This window comes from Bifidobacterium sp. UTBIF-78 (assembly GCF_006408945.1).
GTDB classification, from domain to species: domain Bacteria; phylum Actinomycetota; class Actinomycetes; order Actinomycetales; family Bifidobacteriaceae; genus Bifidobacterium; species Bifidobacterium myosotis.
In genome coordinates this window covers 10,236-30,059 of the sequence record NZ_JFAO01000036.1, presented here as the reverse complement: position 1 = coordinate 30,059, position 19,824 = coordinate 10,236, and the positions used below count along the sequence as shown (strand labels likewise).

The 19,824-nt window shown below is 64.1% G+C and carries 6 protein-coding genes; 2 read left to right on the top strand and 4 right to left on the bottom strand.

The window, feature by feature from the left end; all coding sequences use genetic code 11:
- Positions 1–172: 172 nt before the first annotated feature.
- From BG22_RS08395 to BG22_RS08380, 4 genes are all read right to left on the bottom strand, one after another.
- Entirely contained in the window at positions 173–1,399 is a 1,227-nt protein-coding gene (locus BG22_RS08395) for a DUF58 domain-containing protein (protein ID WP_094667134.1), read from the bottom strand.
- A 43-nt stretch (positions 1,400–1,442) separates the two neighbouring features.
- A complete protein-coding gene (locus tag BG22_RS08390) occupies positions 1,443–2,888 on the bottom strand; it encodes a MoxR family ATPase (protein ID WP_094667133.1) in 1,446 nt (481 codons plus the stop codon).
- Positions 2,889–3,001: 113 nt separating this feature from the next.
- On the bottom strand, positions 3,002–9,022 hold the full coding sequence (locus BG22_RS08385) for an Ig-like domain-containing protein (RefSeq protein ID WP_140494775.1): 6,021 nt from the start codon (positions 9,020–9,022) through the stop codon (positions 3,002–3,004).
- Positions 9,023–9,134: 112 nt separating this feature from the next.
- Complete coding sequence (locus BG22_RS08380) at positions 9,135–10,559, bottom strand: serine/threonine-protein kinase (protein WP_140494773.1); 1,425 nt, start codon at positions 10,557–10,559, stop codon at positions 9,135–9,137.
- A 126-nt stretch (positions 10,560–10,685) separates the two neighbouring features.
- Here BG22_RS08380 and BG22_RS11220 point away from each other — a divergent pair, with 126 nt between their 5' ends.
- Positions 10,686–15,278, top strand: coding sequence for a PD-(D/E)XK nuclease family protein (locus BG22_RS11220; RefSeq protein WP_233428095.1), 4,593 nt, complete (start codon positions 10,686–10,688; stop codon positions 15,276–15,278).
- Positions 15,275–19,738 carry an ATP-dependent DNA helicase gene (locus BG22_RS11215; protein ID WP_233428093.1) on the top strand — a complete coding sequence of 1,488 codons (4,464 nt, stop codon included), beginning with the start codon at positions 15,275–15,277 and terminating at the stop codon, positions 19,736–19,738. The genes BG22_RS11220 and BG22_RS11215 overlap by 4 nt, the downstream gene beginning before the upstream one ends.
- The last annotated feature ends 86 nt before the right edge of the window (positions 19,739–19,824 follow it).

The window sequence follows — 19,824 nt, the reverse complement described above, 5'->3', positions numbered from 1 at the left end:
GAGTGGGTGGAATCGGCCCATGATCCGGTCGTGGTGGACGCCGTCGCGCCGAGTGTGGCACCGGAGATCGACCCGGCCGCGGCGACGGGGATGCTGCCCGGGGTTTTGCCGGGTGCCGTACGGGGCGCGGCGAAGAAGCCCGCCGGCGTGCGTGAGGGCTGGTTGCTGTCGGTCATGCGAGCACCCCCATGATGGGCGGCAGGTCGTCGAGTTCGCCCACCGTCGCGAGCGTGAAGTTGGCGAACCGGCGAATGCCGCGATTCGCGCCGGAATCAGCCTGCAATACCACGCAATTGGCCGAACGCGGCAACGCAAGGGTCATGCGTTTGATCTGGTCGAGGTCCTTCATCGAACCGACGGTGAAGTAATAGAATGAGGCGTCCGGTGCATGACTGAGCGTTTCCTGCGCCAGATTCGGATTGTCGTCGCGGTCCGGCCCGATGCCGCTGGCTGCATCCAGAAACGCCATGGCATTGCGCGGGCGGGCATGCGATGCGCCGGCATGGCAGTACAGGGGCCGATCCTGCAGCAGACACTGCACCCCGATGGAGGCGTGGATGGATACGGCCAATTCGAATTCCTCGCTGCTGGCGTAGTCGTCCGGGTTGACGCTGATCGTCGCCGAGGTGTCGGTGCGTCGTGTGGCCTCGTACTGACGGATCATCAGGGTACCGGTTTTCGCGGAGCTCAGCCAATGCACGTTGCGCACATCGTCTCCGGGCTCGTATTCGCGCAATCCGTAGAAGTCAAGGTCGTCATCGACGATCTGACCGGACGGCTGCCCCTCCAGATCACGAGGCACGCCGGCATTCAAGGTGTTCAGTCGCACTGTGGCCGGATGGATGAACACGGTGAGCCGTTCGGCTAGTTCCTTCTCATGGCGGATCAGGCCGAACGGGTCGCCTTTGCGGATGCGCAGCGGGCCGATGGGCAGCACCGCACGGGAGACCGCACGGAATGTCACTTCGGTCTGCTTGGCCTGTCCGGGACCCAGCATGGGGATGGTGAACCGCTCGTGGGCGTCTCCGATGGGCAGATTGCCGCGGGCCGTGGCGGTCGGAGTGCGGCCACGGTTGTCGATGTCGACGAGAACCGTCACCGTGTCGCCTGCGGTCACTCGGCGGTTGGACAGGGAGATTGCGGCGTTGAATCGGGTGTTGCCCAAGGAGAGCACCACTGCGGCGAGCATCATCGTTCCGGCCACGATGGCGAATGCCAGCAATTCGGTCCAGCCCAGCGGCAGGAAGGCCAGCAGGCATGCCGCCGCAGCCCCCAAGGTCATCCAGCCCAGCGGGGAGACGTAGGAGGTGACGGCATGTCTGACCGCCTTGGCGGCGCGCTTCAGCCTGCGTTCGCGCCGGCGGTGTCGGCGCAGCGCCGTGGCGGATGCGGTATCCATGGGAATCCCTTTCAGACTTTCGTGTGCGGTGAATACGGTGGCGTCAACGCCCGATGGTGGGGGAGGGGACGTCCTCCAGAATCCGGGCGATCAGGCTTTCGTCGGTAGCGCCGTCGAAGGTGGCCTCCGGCGTCAACGTGATGCGGTGGGCGAGCACAGGCACGGCCAGATCCTTGATGTCATCGGGCACCACGTATGCACGTCCGTCCGCGGCCGCCCAGATGCGGGCGCAGCGTGTCAACGCCAAAGCGCCGCGCATGGAGGCGCCCACCATGATCTTCTCATCGTGCCGTGTCGCCTCCACCAGACGCACCACGTATTCCCGGATTGCGTCGTCCACGTAGATGCTCGAAGCCACTTCGCGCAGACGCATCACATCCTCGCCGCTGAGCACGGGCTCGATCTGCCCGGCCCGGTCGGTGATGTCCAGTTGTTTGAGGATGTCCACCGATACGTCGTGTCCGGGGTACCCGATCGAGGTCTTGATGAGGAATCGGTCCATCTGCGCCTCGGGAAGCTTGTAGGTGCCAAGCTGTTCGATGGGGTTCTGCGTGGCGATGACGATGAACGGCTGCGGTACGTCATGGGTTTCGCCATCCACCGTCACCTTCTGCTCCTCCATGACCTCCAGCAGGGCGGACTGGGTCTTCGGTGATGCACGGTTGATTTCGTCCGCAAGCACGATGGACGCGAAGATCGGTCCCTCGCGGAACGTGAAGTCGCCGGTCTTCTGGTCGTAGAACGTCACGCCCACCACGTCCGACGGCAGCAGGTCCGGCGTGAACTGGATGCGCTTGAAACTGGTGGATATGGAATTGGCCAGACCGCGCGCCAGCTGCGTCTTGCCGGTGCCGGGATTGTCCTCCAACAGGACATGGCCTCCGACCAGCAGCGCGGTGACGCATTCCTTGATCGGCATGGTCTTGCCGACGACCACCTTGGAGATGTTGCCTACCAGGGCGTTGAAGGAGTCCCTGAAATCGCGGATTTCATCGGTGGGCTCGGGCAGTAGGCCGGAGTCGATGGGTGAAGGGCGCGACGTGCCGGATCGGTCGGGCTTGGCGGCGCCGGATCCTCGCGTTGCGGCGTTCGCGGTCTTCGCGGCGTGTGCCTGGCTCCCCGTCGAGACTGTTACGGGTGCTGCGGTTTTTGCGGGTCCCGTGGTTTTGACGGTTTTGGCGGTGTTCGGCCCATGCCCTGTGGCCGGGCTCCCCGGCGTCTTGGCGGCTTTGACGTCTTTGGCGGCGTTTGTGGCCTTCGCTCCCGAAGTTCCCGGGCGTTGCGGCAGACTTGGCCGCACCATGGGCTTGGAGGGCGATGAGGATGATGCCGAGGCCCATGCCGGCGTATTGCCCTCGGGGTGTACGGTTTGCACGCCGTCATGGGGTGCCGTCGATATCCGTGTGGCGTCCGGCTCGGACATGTTCGTGTTGTCCGACAGTCTGGTGGCGTCGGACAACTGCGTTGCGTCGTCGAGGTGCTCGTTCATTGGTGTACTCCTGCTGTTGCTTGCTGTTGCGTTGTCGTGCTGTGGTGCTGTGGTGCTGTGGCATGGATGGTGCGTTATCGGCTATGCGCCTGAGGGCATGGGCTGCGTCATGGCTACACGTTCCGTGCTGCGGGATGAGGCTGCGCCGGATGCGACTGTTGCGCCGGCGTATTGGCCAGTCCAAGAATCCAAGGCTCCCGGATCAGTACATGGGCGCCGGATCGGGAGGTGAAGGATGACGTGGAGGCATCCCCCTCGGTCTCTTCGTCCACACCGGGGCGTTTGCCTCGAATCGTGCCTCCGGAAGCGGTGTTGTCGAGTCCGGTCAGACCTTCCGTGCTGGTGACCTTGACGCTCCAACGATAGGTACCGTCCTTGTCGGTCTTGAGATCGGTCACGTCCAGCGGTCTTCCGGGCTGCCAGTCGAATGCAATGCCGTTGATGATGATCTGGTAGCGGGCGCTCTTGCCGTAGGTCTCCACCGAACCGCCATCCACCTTGACCACGTTCTTGTTGTCACCCCAGGTGAGGCTGTTCGGCGCGGTGATTTTTGCCTTGACCTCATAGATGTACGGCGCGCCTCCGGAAGGACCGCCGTAGGCGGGGGAGCCGGAGCGGCCGTTGAACACCTGGGTCACCGATGCCGTGCCGCAGGTGTCCCATGGCTCCATGTCGAAGGTGGCCGACGTCTCGTTCTTGCCGGCGGTGGTGCTGCCGAGGCCGTCCGCCGTCACGTCGAAGGATTGGGCCAGACCCTGCTTGGTCCAGCGCACGGTGCATCTGCCGCCGGAGCCGGATGTGGAGACGCCGGATGCCTTCTGCATGGTGTAGGAGGGGGTGAACCGGGCTTTTCCGGTCGCCGCGTCGGCGGGGCGTTTCGGTTCGACCGTGGCTGTGACCGTGAGCTCGGTGGTATTGAGATCGCTTTCGTTCACCTCGAACGAGGTGGAGGTGTCGGTGCATGACATGGTGCCCTCGGTATCTCCGCCGAAGACGATCGTCTTGCAACCGGCGTTGTGGTTGTCGCCCAGCGTGATGTTCGCGGTGACTATGGTGTCCTTGTTTGACAGCGTGATGATGGGGGCTTCCGGGTCTCCCCACACCTCATCGGCCTCGGATGCCTCGGATGCCGGACCCCAGTTGATGGCGTTGTGCGCTTTGACCGTGGCGGTCACCTCGGTGCCGTCCGAGATGTCGCCGTTGGCGAACGAGAACGTCATGCGCGTGGACGTGCCGTTGGTCTCCTTGGTCTGCGGAGCGCCGGCGCCGGTGATGGTCACCGAGTAGTTGTCCACGGCGCCGAAATCGCCTTCGGGGGCGTTCCAGGTGACGGTGGCGGTCTTGTTGCCTCCCGTGACGGTCACCGCGGTCGGCGCGGTGGGCACGCGGTCGGGCGTGGCCTCGACCGCGGCGGACGGCTTGGACCATCCGACCTCGTTTCTGGCGCTGACGGTGAACGAATATGGCTTGTTGTTGGCAAGTCCCGTGATTTGGCAGGAGGTGACCGCGCCGCAGGACTTGCTGCCTTCCGCCCCACCGGTCCAATTGACCCGGTACTCGGTGATGGGGCTGCCGTTGGCGGCACCCGGCGTCCAGGTGAGTGTGACCGCGCCGTTCTGAGGCTCGCCGCCCACCGGAGACAGCAGCGGCGGGTCCGGTTTGTCTATCACGGACACGGTGACGGTGCCGGTCACCTGCCGTTCCTTGACCTTGCTGCCATCCTCGACGGTGACCAGTATGGTGCTGGTGGACGCGCCGATGTCCGAAGCCGCGGCGATGGCGATGCGGCCGGACGGATCGCAGGAGGAGACGGTGAGTTTGGCGGCGTCATCGGCCTTGCAGGCCACGACCGTCAACGGGGAATCGGGGAACGGGTTGTAGGCGTCGGACAGCAGGTCCACGGAATCGGTGGAACTCGCCTTGATCTGCAGGGTCTTGGCGTTGATGCGTGCCAATGGCTTGCTGGACGCCACCACGCGTGCGGTCACGCCGGCGTTCACAGTGCCCTTCTCATAGCCGATCTGCACGGGGATGGTGGCCGTGGTCCCCGGTTTGGCGTCTTTCATGGCGGAGACTTCGAGCATGCCGTCGCCGGAGAGCTTCGAGACGATCTGGTCGGTCGAGCTCGTGCCGCCCGCATAGGTGTAATGCGTGTTTTCCGGCGCGATGCCCTCCGGCGCGTGGGTGAGCGCCTTGAGATCGACGGTCTTGGGTTCGGCGCCCGCTTCGACGTCGATGGTGGAGGAGGTGAACGTGGGCGGCGGTACGTCACGGCCCACGATGGTGATCTGCAGGGAGAGCACGGCCGAATTGATGATATGGGTCTTATCCGCCCCCTGTTTGCCGTCCGTGACGGTGAAGGTGATGGACGCAGGGCCCGAATAGCCGTCCACGGCCGTGAACTTCAGGGTGTGGTCGTCCACGTACAGGTCACTGTTGGCGGCCTTGGTCGCGCTGACCGAGGCCGCAGAGTCGATGTGCGGCTCCTTGCCCGCGCCCACCCGCACGTAGTCGTTGATGTTGATGGTGATCGTCTCGCGCGAATTGGCCTTGAGCTCCGGCGCCTTGGGGCGAAGCGTGGGAGGGAAGACGCCGTAGGCGGGCACCTGGATGAATGCCGTGGAGGTGATGTGGTGCGTGGTGTTGGTCACGGTGTACGGCACCGCCCTGGCCTGCGAGGTCAGGTCCACGGTGATGACGGTCGAACGTTCGCCGCCCTTGACCCGGGCGTGGTCGGCCGCGGAGGGATGCACCCCCACCGTGAGCTCATCGGCGGTGCCCGACGGGTTGGCGATCCACTGTGAGACATCTACATCCACGGACTTCTTATCGATGGTGGCCGCGGACGGCACCCGATAGTCGTAGGCGGTGGGCGGTTCGATGGCCGCATTCGGGTCCACGTTCACCGTGAGCGTGGCCGTGTCCGACAGCTTGGCCTTGTCCTTGACCGTATAGGCGATGTATGCCGTGGTGGCGTTGGCGGGCGTGGTGAAGGCGATCATGTTGTCCTTGACCGTCACGTCGTCGAGACCCTGCGCCTTGACCGTCCGGTCCACGGTGAGGTCGGTGTTGTCGCCTGAAATGTCGTTTTGGGCGACGGGCACGGTAGCCGCCGTATTGGGACGCAACGTGATTTCGTCGTCGCGCGCGTAGACTCCCGAGCTCGAGGAGCTTTGGAACACGCCGACGCGGATCTGCGCCTGCGCGCGCTGGCCGGTCCAGTCCTCCACGGCGTAGGAGAATGTATCGGTGCCGGAGGAGTCGGGATATGCCTCGTAGACCAGATAGTCCGACCCCACTTCGGAGATACGTCCCAGACTCGGCGCCTTGTTGCCCAAGCCCAGCAGCTGGTCGTCGTCGCCATCCGCGTCGATGCCGTTCAGTGTGATTGGGATGCGCACCTTCTGGCCGGCGGCGACCTGCGCCTCGGTGTCGTGCGGGGTCGGCGCCGCCTTGCCTTCGGCGTTGCGCTCATGCACGGTGATGGTGATGGTGGCCGAGGCCACATTGCCCAGATTGTCCTCGACCGTGTAGGTGATCGGGAACGTGCCCGTCTGCTGGGATGCCTGATAGCGCACGGTGTCGCCCGAGACGAATGCCAGCCCCTTGAAGGTGTCCTTGTCGTATTGCAGGTTGTCCTTGAGCTTGACCGTGGTGCCGTCCGGATAGGTCACATGGTCCAGCACATCCACCGACACGATGCCGCCGGCACGTACCTGCGTGTTGATGTTGCCAGCCTTCGGGGCCGAGTTCGAGGCCGTCAGGGCCGGCGGCTGCAGTACGATGACGCCTTTGGCGGTGCCGGCCGCATTGGCTGCGGTGTAGTTGATGGCCAATGGGTTGGTGGGCACCTGACGGGCGGTGATGTATACGCGCTCGTGGCTCACCAGTCCCACCTTGATACCGGAATCCGCGGGCGCGGTCACCGTGGCGACGGACAGCACCCCGCCCATCGGATCGACGTCGTTGGCCAGCGGCTCCACGATCGCCGTATTGTCGGCTCCCAGCAACGCCACGTCATTGGCCGCCACCGGTTTGGCCGCTTCGCCCTGGACCGGCTGCACCTCCACGCGTGCCAGACCGGTGGCGGGCATCGATCCCTGCGTTATGGTGTAGGGCACATAGTAGGTGCCGGGCTTCGAGGCTTTGAACGAGATGGACATGTCCGCCGCGTTGGCCGTGGCGCTGGTGCCGTCAGGGGCATCCACCTGACCAAGCTGAGCCGGTTCGCTGGACGTGCCATGCACATATGGCTCGAGTTCGATGGTGGTGTCGGTGCCGGGGGTGGTGCTCTTGGATACGGGATCGATGATCGCCGCCAGTGTGTTCGCCGGTTTGACGGAGAAATAGATGAGACCGGTGCCGGTGGCCTGACCGTCGGAGACGGTGAGTTGCACGCCCACTCTGCCTGATGCCAAAGCGCCGGTGTTGAAAGTGAGCTGGCCGTCGGCGCGTGTGGACACCTGCACCTGATCGGTGTTCTGCGCGACGGCGGAAACCAAGGTGAGCGGGTCCCCGTCGGGGTCGGCGAAGCTGCCAAGCGCGTTGGTCGTGGTGCTGGCACCCTGTTCCACGTCGATTTCGGGTGGCGTGTCGGTTTGCGTGGGCGCTGTGTTGTTCGAGCCGGTCAGGTTCACGGTCACTTTGGCCGAGGACGTCTGATCGCGTCCATCCGAGATGTCATAGGTGAACGTCACGGTGCCGGATGATGCCGACGAGGCGTCCAGCTGCAGGTATCGCCCGTCATATACGGGAGCGACGGTGACACGAGCGCCATCGGGCGCCCCCACCTTGGTGATGCGCAGCACCGAGCAGTCCGTCTGCTCGTCGTTGCGCAGTACGTCGAGGATACGTTCGGAGCCTGCGCGCGCGCCTATCGTATCGTCCACGGCCTTGATCTGGCCGGATTGCGCGGAACAGGTCTTGGCGAAGTCGCGGTGGTTGTCGGCCGAATCGCTGTTGTGATCCTCCTTGGAGGTCTGTTCCGTTTGGATCTGGTTCCATTGGATTTTGATGACCTTGGTGGAATCCTCGGGGTTCCACACATTGCCGTTGATGACGTCGTTGAGCACCGCAAGCCGGTGGTTGGTGCGGAACACCAACTGCGATGTGGTGTCCACCGAGTCCAGAGTCTGGAGTTTGGCTCCGTCACCGCTCGGCGAGCAGACTCGCACGTAGTTGCTGACCTTTTGGCTCCACGCGGCCATCACGCATCCGTTCAGGGACACGGGTTGCGCGGGCTCGCCTTTGCCGCCGTTGGACAGGAATGAAGGTTTTGCGCCGGATTCGAGCGCCGCCATCGTCAATCCCTGAGGGGAGGCGGCGGCGACCCAGCCGGTCTGGCCGTCGTCGGACGGCGGAGCCTGAAGGGTGAGACGTCCCGCCGAACCGGTGTCGATGCGCCCGCCTTTGAACACGATCGCGCCGTCGATGGCGATGACCGGCGTCTCGCCGACGACGGTGAAGCTGTCCGCGTTTTGCTGGCGACCGGATGACAGTGATTCAAGCTCCCTGACGCGTCCGTTGGCGTTCCCGGCATACAGCACCATGCCGTCGGCGGGGCGGTATCCGTACACCTCCCCGGTATGGGTCACTGCAATGCGCCCGCCCGCTCCGAGCTCCATATCGGGGTCGGCTGTGGCGGGGGAGACGCCGTCGAGGTCCGCCGCCCGCCCGATCCATACATTGCCGGTTTTGTCGTTGATGAAGGCCGCGGTCTCTCCGCCGACCATGACCGAGGTATTGGCCCGGATCTCCGTTTTGGCATCGACTCCGACGGTGGAGGCCTTGATGGAAGAGGCCTGATTCGGCTCGGCGAGGATGGTCTGACCATCATGCTGTGCCACGTCGAATCGAGGGGCGGATGAGGAGACGCCGGCGTCCGCCTCCCGGTTCCTCACGTTGAACCGCGCCGCTTTCCTGCTGTTGAGCGACGTGACCCATACGGTGCCGTCATCCAGCTGGACGTGCCGTCGGGTGACGGTGCTTACGATCACCGCGCCGGCGACCATGCCGATGAGCAGGAGCAGCGTAATCACTGGCATGGTCCATGGATGTCTGCCGGATGGCAGCAGTCGGCGCAACGCTGCTCCGATGCGACGCCTCCGGTCGTATGATTTGGCTGATGTGGCCATCGTTCCCCCTGAACTTTTCTCCCCTGTTGCCAGTCTAACGGCGTCGGGCCTTCGATTCAACGCATGCGTTCCGCCGCTTCGGGCGTGCGAACCACTGTCATGGCCGTCATGGTCACTGCGGCTTGGCTGCGCATGCGATGGACGGATTTGCCGACATCTGGCGGTTCTCTCGGACTATCGAGACCTGAATGCAGGTCTGCGCCCCCTCCTGCGCGTCCACGGTCACCTGCGTCTGCGTCGTGGTGGTGGTCTTGGCGCTTTGATCGGCGGCGCTGCCCTCCATGACGGACCATGCGTAGGCATCCCCGTTCTGCGGGTCCGGATTGGTCCAGGTGAAGGTCACCGACGAACTGTCCGTGCTGTAAGAACCGGTCACATTCTCCGGCGAGGGGACGGGGGCGTTTGACGTGCCGGTGATCGCATTGTCCCCCTGCCCGGACTTCGCGTCGTCGGTGCCGTCGGTGCCGGGCGCCATCAGTTCCCGGGAGCCCGGGCCCACGGCGCTGTCCATGCGGGGCAGCACCACGAATGCGAACGTCAGACCGATCGCCGCCAGCACTGCGATGACGGTCGTCGCGATGGCGACGGGCCTGACCCAACCACGCCGGCTCACGGATGCCGGTCCGGACTGATTGTCGGCAGACCGCCGACGACGCTCGACATCCTTGGGATATTGCGGCATGCCCTCCACCGTGACTGGCGTGGCGTGGCCGAAATGCGCGAATTGTGCGCGCTGCAAGGCGCGGGCGAATTCAAGCGCCGAATAGTAGCGGCGGTCTGGGTCCTTATCCAATGCGCGACGCAGCACCGATTCCACGTCCGCGGGGACATCCGCACGGTTGATGCGAGGCAGCGGCTGATTGATGATGAGGTCGATGAGCTCGGATTGCGAGCGTGGATGATACTCATGCTGATATGGCGAACACCCCACGAGAAGGGCGTACAACGTGGCCGCCAGCGAATAGATATCCGCGGCCTCGGAACCGTTGGTCCTGTGCTGCAGCACTTCGGGAGGGGCCCACGGCGGGGAGAATCCGGTTTCCGTGCGGTCATACACGTCGGTGGAGATGCCGAAGTCCGCCAGCGCCGGCAGCCCCTGCGCGGTGATGAGAATGTTGCTCGGCTTGATGTCATGGTGGATGATGTTGCTGCGATGGGCGGTGAACAGCGCGCTCGCCAGCTTGATGCCCAGATCGAGCACCTGCTCGCAGGTCAGGGATTGGGCCTTCATGATGCTGTTGTAGGTGCCGCCCGGCGCGTACTCGACCACGATGAAGCCGTGGCCGTCGGAGGTCACACCGGCGTCGTACACCGGAAGGATGTACGGGTGCGACGACAATCTGGCCATGAAATTGGCTTCGCGGTTGAACAACGCCGCGGCGCGGGGGTCGAGGGTCTTCGCGCTGACCTTCACTGCCACGGGACGTGCGGGCATGCGCTGACGGTACAGGTACACCGTTGCCGTGGCTCCAGCGCCCAGCAGTTGCACGAAATCGTAGCCGGGCAACTTTGGCGGCTGATTTTGGTTATTGGCCATCTGCCTTCCCTTCTCTGGGTGCGGATGCTCCCCACATCCGTTCAATAGGATACTGCCGACGATACCGCCGATTATTTCGGTCGGTAAAATTTTTCCCTCCTTGAAAACCGGGGTTACGCTTGAGCCATGAGTGAGCAATGGAACGCATCGGCCATATTGGACGGCTTGGAACGAGACGGCACGGCGAGGTTGGTGGTCGGCGCCCCAGGCGCGGGCAAGACCGATTTCGCGCTCGCCGTCCTGCAGGCGGGACTCCGCCGCTATGGCAGCGCCGACGCGGTCATGGCCGTGTCCGGCCGTGTGACTGCGGATGCCTTGGGCAACCGTGTGATACGGCATATCGGATTCTCGGGTCAGGCCAGACCGGTCACCACATTGGGGGCCGTGGCGTTCCGGGCCATTGCGGCGGCCAGGCGCGCCGAGGGACTTGCCTTGCCGAAACTGCTCAACGGCGCCGAACAGGATGCGCTGCTGAGGCGGGTCATGGCGACGCATGTGTGGCATGCCAGAGTGGGGGATGATTGCCGGACATGCGCGCTGCTGCGCCACTACTTCGCTCAGTCCGATTGGGTCGGTCTGGTCCATGATGCCGATGCGTCGGCATCCCGATTCTCCGTCGGCCCCGGAGCGGAGGAGGGTGGTGCGACCAGCGCCGACATGTTCGAACGCGGCGTTTCGGATGCGTTCATCGGCCAATTGCGAGACATGCTCGCGCGTCTTGATGAACTCGGGGTGAGCTCCGAGCAGGAGGCCGGCCTGATCGCGGATGTCGCCGCGGATGCCAGGCTGACCGTGCAATGGGGGCTGGCGTTCGCACTGCGCCGTGAGTACATCGCAATCCAAGGTCTGGCATATCCGGGTCAGTACCGTCTGGATGCCTCATACCTACTGGTGGCCGGCGCCCGTGCGGTCAGGGCGGCGATCGAGCGTGATGGCCGGGACATGCGCCCGAGCGCGCTGGATTTGCCGCGGCTGCTGGTGATCGATGATGTGCAGGACACCACATTGGCTGGTCTGCGCTTCGTGGAGGCGCTGGACGAAGCGGGCGTTCGGCTGGTGCTGGTCGGCAATCCTGACGAGGCCGTGCAGACCTTCCGTGGCTCCTATCCTGAATACCTCATGCGGCAGGCGGTTACCGGGTCGCTGCATGCCATTGAGCTGCCGTTGGGGGCATGCGCCGCGTTGGTGGATGACGTCTCTGATGACATCGCCGAAGACGGCGACACCGTGACGGAGCCGGGTGGAACCGATGAAAAGGAAGCGGCGTCGGGCTCGGGCGCCATGATCGGGGCCGCCCGTATCATGGCGTCGCGCGTATCGCTGTCCATCGCCTCGCCCGAGGAAGAGCCGTTGCCGCTGGCCAGGCGCCCGGGGAAGTTGGTCGAGGCGCTGCGGGCCGGCAGGATAGGAGGCGAGGGGCGCCGGAGCGGCGGCGAGGTCGACGGGTGCGCCTACGCCGTTGACGGCAGTTTGAATGCGGGATTGTACCGATCGCCGCGCGAGGAACTTGACGATACCGTCTGGCGTATCAAGCATGCACACCTTGACCATCGAGTTCGCTGGAACGACATGGCCGTCATCGCCCATGACAATGCCACGGTGCGTCAATACGGTGAACGGCTGCGTCGTGACGGTGTTCCGGTGCGGTATTCATCCATCACCCGCCCGCTCAAGGACGAATCGCTGGTGCGGGGGCTGTTTGCGCTCGTCGAGCTTGCCGAGCTGCGCCGTGAGGGCGTGTCGGGATGCCGGTTGGGACTGGGTGCCGTCGCGGCTTATGTGCGGGGACGCGTCGCCGAAATCATGGGCGGACCTTTGATTGGCACGGGTGCGCGTCCGGGGAGCGGTATGCCGGCGCGTCTGGCATCCGTCGAATCGGCCATGGATGCCATCGAGTCTCTAGCCGGCATCGCCGGTTCGGGCACCGTAGTGGACAATTTGGTGGCGGCATGGGCGACAATGTGTGAAACATATCGTGAAACGCATTGTGAAACAGATTGTGAAACATCTCTTGACGAGTCTCGGGAGAACGCTGAAGCATCTCTCGACGGTGAGGGGAGGGCATCCCGGCCACTGTATGATGTAGACGGCAACGCTGTGCGGGATGGCTCCCGAATCACGGTCGATGACAGCCTGATCGGAGGAGGTGGCGCCCCCTTCGAGAAAGCTCCGGCATTCGGCTCCGATGCGCTCTACGTGCTGTTGGTGTTCGATGAGGAGACCGTGGCGCCCGCGGACGTGGTGGTCGATGCGGTGCGATTGGTGCTGGGCAAGGACCCACAGGCCCGTGCCTTCGCCAATCTGTGGTCCATGGTGAGCGAGATCGCCCGCAAGCTTGGACGGTTGCCTGCCGAACAGCGCCGTCAGCCCCGCTATGCCTTATCGGTCGCTTGGGACGCCACTGGCGTCGCATCGGCATGGCAGCGCATGGCGTTGGACAACACGGCAGACGGGCGTGCCGCCAATGATCGACTTGACGCGGCCATGCGGCTGTTCCAGTTCGCCGAGGACTCCACTGCCAGCAGGGACATCATGGGATTCATGGCGCAGGTGCGCGGCATGGAGGTGCAGGCCGATTCCCTGGCCCACGTCGGACCGGTGGAGGATGCGTTGACTTTGACGACTCCGGCCGGTGCGTCGGGCCGCCATTGGAAATACGTGTGGTTGCCGGCGGTCCAACAGGATGTCTGGCCCAATCTGGCGGGACGCAACGCCTTGTTCGGGGGCGAGGACCTCGCCGACCTTGTATTGCATGGCGGAATCGACCATGGTGCCATGGATGGGCATGACCCCAGACTGGCCTCGGTGCTGTCCAGCGAGAAGAAAAGCTTCCTGGTGGCATTGACCCGCGCTTCGTGCGAGGTGAGCGTCAGCGCGGTGTGGAACGACGACCTGACCCCATCGGATTTCCTGTTCGGGTATCTGCCGGAACGCTATCCTCGTTCCAAAGCCCAGGCGCGATACACCTCGGTGGGAGGCGGCGAAGAAACCCGGTATGATCTTGCCGGTCTGGATGCCGACCCACGAGGGCTGGTCGCCGCGGCCCGCGTGGCTTTGGCTACTGCGGACGCCGGTTCCGCAGAGTCGGAGGATGCCGTTGCGGCGTTGGCATTACTGGCTGGAAACGGCATGAGTGCGGCTGATCCTGATGATTGGTCCTTCGCGAGGTCCGCAGTCGAAAACGGCGATGACGGTATGATCGGTAAAACCGGTATAAGCGGCGCACTGGAAGGTGAGGCCGGCACACCGGATGACATGAGCGGTGCCGTCGCAGACGATACTGTGAACGGCTCAGCAGGTTACACCTTGAATGATGCCTTAGGCGATGCCACGAATGGTGATGCTGCGGACGTTGGCTCGCGGTCCATTACGCAATCCGTCACAGACGTCACAGACGGTACCGGTGATGTCGGTGCTCGTGATGTCGAGGCCGGCCACAACAGGGGAGATGCCGGTCATGCCGGAGAACCCGTGCCAGTGGCCGCCTTGTCCCCCTCCGCGGTGGACAGTCTTTGGGCATGTCCGGTGTGTTGGATGTTGGAAAACCGTTTCGCGGGTCCCCGACCCGGTTCGGTGGCCACGGCATTCGGCACATTGATTCATACGGTTGCGCAGCAGGGCAGCGAGGAGGGACTGGATCGGTTGAACTCCGATCCCGAGCGCATGCAAAGCCTGGGCTTGGATGCCTCCGCGACCTCCGTCCAGCGCATCGACGCGGTAACGGCACGGCTGCGCGCCATCTACGAATCCAAACGAACCGATCCGAATGCCATCACGGACACCCGTGACCGATACGCCGCGATTCGCAAGGATGATGCCGCCGCGGATATGCTGTCCAACATCGCTGGTTACTTCGTCGCGTCCGACGGCGACGCAGGTGCTTATCTGGGCAGGAATGCAGAGGCCATCGAACTTGGCCGGCTGGAGCATGTCGAATGCGAGCGCGAATTCGCGGCCCGTTTCAATCTCGATGACATCCTCGACACCTATAACGGGCTCGAGGGCATGCAGCCGGTGAGCCGGTCCATACTCATGGCGTGCATGGGCACCTTGGTGGGCGGATGGCCGGAGGGCATGGACGAGCATCTGACGATTCGCCTGTCGGGCCGTATCGACCGTATGGAGACCCGCATACTGGCCGATGGCAGTGAGAGCGTCCGCTTGATTGACTACAAGACCGGCAAGGTCCCATCCGTCAAGCAGATCTTCAACGATCTGCAGCTGGTGTGCTATCAGCTGGGGCTGGCATTCCCGGAAGGCCGGATGCGCGGGGCGGTGGCGCTCGCCGCGATGCCTCCGATTGGGCAAAGCGAGCTGTTCCATGTGGGGCAGAACGGCGCTCCCGCCCAGAGCTACGCGCCCGAGGGCATCTTCCAGCCGCCGCTGTTCACCCATGGCACCTTGAACGCCGAACCGTTCACACCTCGCTTCCATTACAAGGACGCCGGCGCTTTCCTTGACATGCCGACGCCGGACCCTGGCAATCCGCCGGAGGGCGTGGAAGCGGGTGATTGGCGGCGCTTCTCCGCTCTGGCCGGCACCCAGACGATGTGGGCCCTGACCATGATTGCCCGCGTGTTCTACGCTGGTGCGGCCAGTCGTTCGGCAACCATCACGGCCCATCCGCAGCCCACGCATGTGGCGTTCTGCCGCATGAAGCAGAGTTGCCCGGCCTGCGCCGGGCAGGTCGATACCATATTCGAAACGAGGCAAGCATGAGTGCGTTCACTCCCACTAGAGAACAGGCCGCCATCATCGACGCACCGGCGGATGCCGACGTGCTGGTGGTCGCCGGCGCGGGTTCCGGCAAGACGTTCACCATGACGCGACGCATCATCGCGCTCATCGAGCGTGGTGTGCCGCCGGAGCGCATTCTTGGTCTGACCTTCACCCGTAAGGCGGCTGGGGAGTTGCTGGAACGCGTATCTGCGGCGGTATACGCTTCGACTGCGGATATGCCGACTGCGGATGCGCTGAATTCGGATACGCTGACTTTGGATGGGGCGTCAAGGGCCTCGCAATCCGGAATGGAGGGCGCACCCGTTGCTGCGGCTGCATCGGGCATATCCACGACGACGGACCATGATGCCGCCGGAACCGTGCCCGGCGATCGTGCTTTTCTCAAGCCTGCGGTGTTCACGTATGACGCGTTCTTCCAGTCCATCGTGCGTCAATATGGGCTATTGGTCGGCTTCGATCAGAACACTCAGCCGTTGAGCGAGGCAGGTGCGCTCCAATTGGCCACCGAAGTCATCGATGAGCATATGGATCTGGTTTTCGGTCAGGACTTCGGCGCGTTCGGCACGCTGGCGTCGCAGGTGCTGAAGCTGTCCGCAGCCATAGGAAGTGCCATGATCGGCTCGGGCTGCACCAGCTTCGAGGATGCCGTGGAACGCGTCCGCCGCTGGGATACGGCGTTCATCGCATGTCTTGAGCAGGCGCTTGAAGGCGAAACCATGCCCGAGAATGAGCCGCGTATCGCCAAAATCGAGCGGACCAAAAAGGACACGGACGCCACATGGCAGGCCAAGCTGGACAAACGGAGTAGGCAGCTGCACAGTCGGTGCGTCTACCATTGCGGCGAATTGCTGGCCGTCACCCGCAAGCGCGACATTCTCCTGCAGTTGGTCGAGGCGTACAGCCAGGCAAAGCATGACCGCAACATGGCGGAATTCCCTGATTTCACACTTGCGGCGTACCAGCTCATCGAGCGATTCCCGTCCATCGGAGAGCGCATGCGGCGCCGCTATAGCCACGTGCTGCTGGACGAATACCAGGACACCTCCACCACGCAGGCGGCTCTGCTCGCCGCATTGTTCCATACTGATACGGATGGTGCCGATACGGATGCCGAGGACGCGGCGCCCGACGGTCTCCGGGTTGAGACTGTTCGACCCGATGATGTTCGGTCTGACGGCTCGCGCGACGGTTCCCGCAATGGTGCCGTCCGAACGATCGACCGTTCCGCGGTCAACGCCGTGGGCGATCCGTTCCAGTCCATCTACGCATGGCGTGGGGCCAGCCCCGGAGCCTTCCGCATGTTCCAGCAGGACTTTCGCATGCCGTCGGGCTCGAAGCCGTTCCCGTTGACGGTGACTCGGCGCAACAGCAGAATCGTGCTCGAAGCAGCCAACGATTTGACGCTGCCCCTGCGGTCGCGTCCTGAACGCGTTTCCAGCTCGCTGATGCATGAGGTGGATGTCTCACCGCTGGATGCCATGCCAGATGCGGCCGAAGGCACACTCGGCGTATTGGGATTCGACACCGGCGGTCAGGAGATCGACGCCGTGACGCGATTCTGCAAAGCCGCCATCAGCCGGTTCCGCAAACCGTCCGATGATCCATGGAACCCCGGTCTGGTGGACGCCAACGGGCGCCCGGCGGAACAGAAGGCTCCGGTAGCGGTGCTGTTCCGCTCCAAAACCCGTATGCCGGAATATCAGGCGGCATTGGAACAGGCCGGTCTGACCACCTTTGTCGTCGGATACTCCGCCCTGCTCGAACGCCCCGAAATCCGGGATCTGCTGGCCCTGCTCCATGTTGCGGCCGACCACACGGATTCAGCATCGTTGATGCGCCTGCTAGCCACCCCACGCTTCGCCATGTCCGCCGCCGATCTGGCCGATCTGGCCCATGTGGCCGAAACCTGCAACACCGAACGGCGGTTCAAGGCGTTGGTCCAGGCGGGGCTGGCCGATCCGGAGGCCCCTCGCGGCGAGTGGGCGGCAATCGTGCGCGAATACCGTGATCAGGTGGCCAATGCGGTATTCCTCCCCGATGTGCTCCTGCGTTCCGACCTTGACGCGCTGACGGAAGGGCTCAGTCCTGATGGCCGCAACGCCTTGCAGCGGGCCGCCGACGCGCTACGCCGGGTCCATCGCATGATCGGGCATCCCCTGGCGGATGTGGTGCGCTCCGCCGTGGAGGCGTTGGACCTCGACATCGATACCGTGGTGGCCGGGGCGTTGCGCAACCGGCGCCATAAGGCGGACCCCACGCTGGCCCATATGCCGACCGATGCCATCGTGGACTTGGTGGATACCTACAGTCAGGAGATCGCAGTCGATCAGATGCCCACGTTGCAGGGGTTCATGTCGTGGGTCGATCATCTTGCCTCGGTGGAGGATGAGGCCGCCGCCATGCCGGATGGCCCGGTGGATGTGGAGTTGATGACCGTTCATCAGTCCAAGGGACTGGAATGGGACGCCGTCGCCGTCGTGGGGTTGACTGCGGGCGGATTCCCCAGCAATCAGGGGGACCATCTGAAGATCGTCCTTGACGAGCGGCATCCCGGCGGCACGGAGCAAGGGGAGTGGCGGGCGCCGGAATACCACGAGACGGCCGATTCCTGGCTGGTCAATCCGGTGGCCGTGCCGGTGCCGATGCGTGCCGACGCCGGCATTCTGCCACGATTCCCCCACGACGCCGAGGTGGGGGCCGACCCCATAGAGGCATTGCGGTCGCTGGACGATGTGGAACTCATCGATGATGAGGCATTCGGTTCCATGCGCGAATACGGTGACGGCGTGGACGAGGTCGATCCCGCAGGCTGGTATCTGACGCAGTCCGAGGAATACGGCCGTCGTCTCCATGCCGATGAACGACGTCTCATGTACGTGGCGCTCACCCGCGCCAAGAAGGATGTGCTGCTGACCTACTGCCGGCATGCGGGGGAGCCGGGTCGCGACCCCTCACTGGTGGCGAAGGGGTCTCGCGCCTCATCACCCTCCAACTTCTGGCTGGAGGTGCACGACGCGCTTCATGGGCATGCCGGGGTGGTCGAGGCGAAAGACGCAGTCGGTGCGAAGACCGCACATGGTCAGCGGGATGTGCATGGTCTGCCGGGTGCTGGCGCCCCTGAGGGAACGCCACTCATGTCGGATACGGTTGTTCCGGTGGATACGATCGCCCCGCCCGAGGGCTACTTCGTGGGCGAGCACGCCGAACAGTACGGCGAGATGGTCGTCGGCGAAGCGTGGCGTACGCCCATCGAACATGCGAGCCGGGAGACGAGCCTGCCTTGGCCTGCCTCGTTGAGCCCGCAGATCGCGGATAGACTTTCCCGCGGTGTGGAGGAGATTCGGACCCGATCGTCGTCATCGGAACGTAGCGGTCATATGCATGGGACCCTTATGCAGGATGTCTCTGCGCATGAGGTCTCCCGGCATGACGCTTCGTTGGACAGTGTCTCCGCAGACGGTGATTCCCCACAGGACGTCTCCATGACTGTCACCCCTCCACATGATGACTTACCGCATAGTGGCTCGCCGCGCAGTGACTCGCCGCGCAGTGACTCGTCGCATGGCATCTGCCCGGACGGCGACTTGCCGCGAGATGCCCGGGAGACGCCCGACGAGCATCCCGGGCCGTTGCTGGAACGCGCGCGGCTGCTGGTGAACGATGCTGATCTCATGGCGGGGACCTTGGAAGGCAACGAACTGGATGCCGCCGTCAAAGCCAAGGCGCAGCGCATACTTGCGGCGGGCCGTCAGAACGTCACCGGTCTGCAGGCGCGCATGGGCGGTATGGGGGAGCGCGAGGAACGCGCCTACTGGCGTGGCATCGTCCGCCCCATACCACGGGTGTCCTCGCCGGCGGCCGAACTGGGCACACAGTTCCACGCCTGGGCCGAATGGTTCCTCAACGAACGTCGGCCGGACCATGAGGCACTGTCGTACGACGGGCAGTACGCAGACTTGGACGACGGTCTGGCAGGCGGTCCATCCGAAGCCCCCGAAACCGCGGACGTTGCGCAACTGCGCCTGTGGAGCCAACGGTTGGAGACTTCGCGCTGGGCCGGCCGTCTGCCGGTCTGGACCGAACGGTCCATCGTGGTGAACGTGCCGGGCATCGGCCTGGTCAACGGCAAGCTCGATGCGGTGTTCGCCGGCGGACTCCGTCCCGATGATGCCGGCAAACGGTACACCGTGGTCGATTGGAAGACCGGCCGCAGGCCTTCCGATCCGAAGGATACGGCGCGTAAACTCGCCCAGCTCGACATGTACCGATTGCTGCTGGCGGCGGTCGAGGGCATTCCGTTGGACAGTATCGACGCCACTCTCTACTATGTCAGTGAGTCTGATGAAGACCGTCGCGAGCTGCATGCCCGCGGCAAAACAGAACAGGAAATCCTTACCGAGTTGAGCTCCGGCATCCCCGAACAATCCGACAACGACTGAACCGCGAAGGTTCATGACCCTGTTGCGAGAGGCTCGCCCGTGGGGGTGATCGATGCAGTAAATGCAGTGGAACGCATCGATCGCAC